At 69.8% G+C, this 3,664-nt stretch carries 4 protein-coding genes; 1 reads left to right on the forward strand and 3 read right to left on the reverse strand.

Annotated elements, in window-relative coordinates; translation table 11 throughout:
- Window positions 1-125: 125 nt before the first annotated feature.
- Genes QZY48_RS25645 through cysM form a run of 3 tightly spaced genes read right to left on the reverse strand, consistent with a single transcriptional unit; the run spans window position 126 to window position 2,903 of the window.
- Window positions 126-593 carry a CYTH domain-containing protein gene (locus QZY48_RS25645; RefSeq protein ID WP_295436357.1) on the reverse strand — a complete coding sequence of 156 codons (468 nt, stop codon included), beginning with the start codon at window positions 591-593 and terminating at the stop codon, window positions 126-128.
- Window positions 594-618: 25 nt separating this feature from the next.
- Entirely contained in the window at window positions 619-1,941 is a 1,323-nt protein-coding gene (gene rlmD / locus QZY48_RS25650; RefSeq protein WP_295436358.1) for a 23S rRNA (uracil(1939)-C(5))-methyltransferase RlmD, read from the reverse strand.
- 59 nt (window positions 1,942-2,000) lie between these two features.
- Window positions 2,001-2,903: a cysteine synthase CysM gene (gene cysM / locus QZY48_RS25655; protein WP_295436359.1), complete on the reverse strand. Its 903-nt coding sequence runs from the start codon at window positions 2,901-2,903 to the stop codon at window positions 2,001-2,003.
- Between the two features lie 190 nt (window positions 2,904-3,093).
- Between cysM and QZY48_RS25660 the strand changes: the two genes are divergently transcribed.
- A complete protein-coding gene (locus tag QZY48_RS25660) occupies window positions 3,094-3,450 on the forward strand; it encodes an Hpt domain-containing protein (protein ID WP_295436360.1) in 357 nt (118 codons plus the stop codon).
- The last annotated feature ends 214 nt before the right edge of the window (window positions 3,451-3,664 follow it).

Genomic DNA, 3,664 nt, shown 5'->3' on the forward strand with positions numbered 1-3,664 from the left:
AGCCGCGACGAGGCCACGCGACCGGCGCGGTCGCGTCGCGGCTGAAGCCGCTCCCACAGGGTCCAGGCGCGGCTTTCACGCTAAGGACTCGACCTCCGCCTGACGGGGAACAGTGCCTTTTGGACTCACCACTGCCTGAACGGCCGCCGCGCCAGGTTGGCGTTGGAGTAGCGCGGGTCGCCGGTGACCTCAAGCCCGGCCCAGTCGGGCAGGTCGAAGGGTTCGTGCTCGCGGGTCAGTTCGATCTCGGCCAGCACCAGGCCGGCGTTGTCGCCGGTGAAGACATCCAGGTCCCAATGGTGCAGGCCGCAGGGCACCCGGTAACGGACCTTCTCGATCACCGGCAGGATGGCGAGTTCGCGCAGCAGGGCCTCGCCGTCCTCGGGCGGGATGGGATACTCGAACTCGGAGCGCACCAGACCCAGGGGCGGGCCCTTGAGGGTCAGGTAGGCGCTGTCCTCCTTCAGGCGCACGCGCACCGTCAGGGTGCCGGTGGTCGCCAGATAGCCCTGGCGGATGCGCGACTCGCTCTGCGCGAGGGCGCGCCAGGTGTCGTTCCTGACGAGAAATTTACGCTCGATCTCAATCCCCATGATGCAAGGCTCCCGTGGTGCGGGTTCAAGGGCGTTCAAACAGGGCCATGGACTCGACGTGCGCGGTGTGTGGAAACATGTCCATCACCCCGGCACTGACCAGCCGGTAGCCCAGGGCGTTGACCAGGCGGTCGGCGTCCCGGGCGAGCGTGCTGGGATAACAGGAAACGTAGCAGATGCGCTGCACCCCCAGGCGCGGCAGCCAGTCCAGGACCGCCAATGCGCCGCTGCGCGGCGGGTCCAGCAGGACCTTATGATACTGACCCCGCAGCCAGGGGGCATCGGTGAGGTCGGCATAGAGGTCGGCCGTCTCGAAGCGGACATTGGTGATGCCGTTGCGTTGCGCGTTGGCCGCGGCGCGGGCGATGAGGCCCGGGTCCGCCTCGACCCCCAGCACCGCGGCGGCACGGCGCGCCAGCGGTAGGCTGAAGTTGCCGAGCCCGCAGAACAGATCCAGCACCGATTCGTCCGGCTGGGGGTCCAGCAGGTCCAGGGCCTGGTCCACCATGAGGCGATTGAGTTCGAGGTTCACCTGGGTGAAGTCGGTCGGCTCGAACGCCATGCGCAGGCCGTAGCGGGGCAGGTCGTAGTGCAGTTCGACGCCCTGCCCCGGCAAGGGTCGGATGCTGTCCACCCCGCCCTCCTGGAGATAGATATGGTAGCCGTAGTCCTGCCCGAGGCCCTGGAGGACCTCCAGATCCGCCGCGCTCGGCGCCGCCATCACGCGGAAGATCAGCACGCAGGGCGCCTCCCCCACCGCCATCTCGATCTGCGGGACCTGGTCGCGGATGCTCAGGCGCCCGACGGCGTCCGCCAGCACCTGCAGGCGCTCGCCCACGCTCGGGTGCAGCACCTCGCAGCGGGTCAGGTCGGCCAGATAGGGCGTGCCGCGCTCGCGAAAACCGACCAGGGTGCGACCCTTCTTGATGACGTGGCGCGCCCCCAGGCGCGCCTTGCGCCGGTAACCCCAGTGACCGGCGACCAGCGGCGGGAGCCAGGCGGCGGGGCTGACCTTGCCGATACGGGTGAAGACGTCCGCCAGCGTCTCCTGCTTGATGCGGATCTGGGCCGCGGGGTCGACATGCTGGAGGTTGCACCCGCCGCAGACGCCGAAGTGCGGGCAGCGCGGCGCCACCCGGTCGGGCGAGGCGCGCAGCACCGCGACCGCCGCCCCCTCGTCGAAGCGGCGCTGGACCCGGGTGTAGCGCATCCGCACCCGCTCCCCGGGCAAGGCATAGTCGACGAAGATCGCCTTGCCGTCGAAATGGGCCAGGCCGCGGCCCTCATGGGTCAGGCCCTCGATCTCGAGCTCGATCTCCGGCGGAAGGGGTTTGCGCTTTTTTGACAAGTGGCTGTTCCTAAAGGTCAAAGAAAGAGGATTTGCGGACAAGAATCTTCACCGCCCGCTCAGTCCGGAAAGACCCCGGTCGAGAGGTAGCGGTCGCCGCGGTCGCAGGCGATGGCGACAATGACCGCGGCGCTGACCTCGGCCGACAGCAGGAGCGCCGCCGCCACCGCCCCGCCGGAGGAGACGCCGGCGAAGATGCCCTCGCGCGCCGCCAGGTCCCGGGTGGTCTGCTCGGCCTGGGGCTGCGCGACATCGATGATCCGATCCACCCCGGCGGGGTCATAGATCCGCGGCAGATAGGCGGCCGGCCAGCGGCGGATGCCGGGGATGTTCGCCCCGTCCGCGGGCTGCACGCCGACGATCTGCACCGCTGGGTTCTGCTCCTTGAGATAGCGCCCGGTCCCCATGATGGTCCCCGTGGTGCCCATGGCACTCACGAAATGGGTGACGCGTCCGGCCGTGTCGTGCCAGATCTCGGGGCCGGTCGCGGCATAGTGGGCAGCCGGGTTGTCCGGGTTGGAGAACTGATCGAGCCGCACCCCCTCCCCGCGCGCCTGCATGGCGTTGGCCAGATCGATGGCCGCCTCCATGCTGCCCGCGCGCGGCGTCAACACGATGGTCGCGCCGAAGGCGCGCATGACCGCCCGGCGCTCCACGCTCATGTGCTCCGGCATGATCAGCACCATGCGGTAGCCCATGACGGCCGCGGCCATGGCGAGCGCGATGCCGGTGTTGCCGCTGGTGGCCTCGATCAGGGTATCGCCGGGCCTGATGGTGCCCCGCTCCTGGGCGCGGCGCAGCATGTTGAGCGCCGGCCGGTCCTTCACCGAGCCGGCCGGGTTGTTGCCTTCGAGCTTGACCAGGATCAGGTTGTCGGTGTGACCGGGCAGGCGTTGCAGGCGCACCAGGGGGGTGGTCCCGACGCAGTACTCGATGGTGGAGCCGATAGGACGCTCGTTCATAGGGTTACCGGTGGGATCGATGGCCGGATGGGCGCGGCGGGCTGGGGCATGAAGGTGCGGACGGACCGGCAGGGGTTTCGGTCTCGCGATTGTGCACCAGCGCCGTCATGCAACCAAGCCGGAGCGCGGGTGGACGGCCCCCGGGCCAGGCGATAGAGTAGTCGGCGACCCACCCCGCAGGAGCCAGACCTTGGACCAAGCGCCCGTCACCCCCCTCTCCCAACTCCCCGCCCGCGACCGCGTGTCCGCCCTGGCCGTGGCCGGCGGTGATGCGGACCTGGCCGCCGAACTGTTCGCCGCCCTGCTGGCCGGACTGCCGGATGAACTCGCGGCCCTGCGCACCGAGGTCGCGGCGTCCGACTGGGAGGGACTCGCCGAACTCGCCCATCAGGTGCGCGGGGCCACCCGCTACTGCGGTGTCCCGGCCCTGGACGAGGCCGCCGAGTCCCTGGAGCGCGCCGCCCGCGCCGCCGACCCGCCGCGCGTCGCCGCGGCCTTCGCCAATCTGGAGGCGGAGGCGCGGCGGGTGCAGCAGGCGGACGACTGACGCCGGGCACAACAATGCCGGACGGGGCATTCGCCCCGTTCGCAAGGTTTTCGACGCCCCGCGAAGGCCACGGGCGGCTGCCGGGCCCGAAACGTTCAGGACGGGGTTGCAAACCCCGTCCCGCTCGTCGTTGTCGTTGTCGTTGTCGTTGTCGTTGTCGTTGTCGTTGTCGAGATCGTAATCGAAGAAGCGATGCAATTTGGCGTGCGAGAGA

Origin of the sequence: uncultured Thiodictyon sp., assembly GCF_903828115.1 — a bacterium.
In the GTDB taxonomy this organism is placed as follows: Bacteria; Pseudomonadota; Gammaproteobacteria; order Chromatiales; family Chromatiaceae; genus Thiodictyon.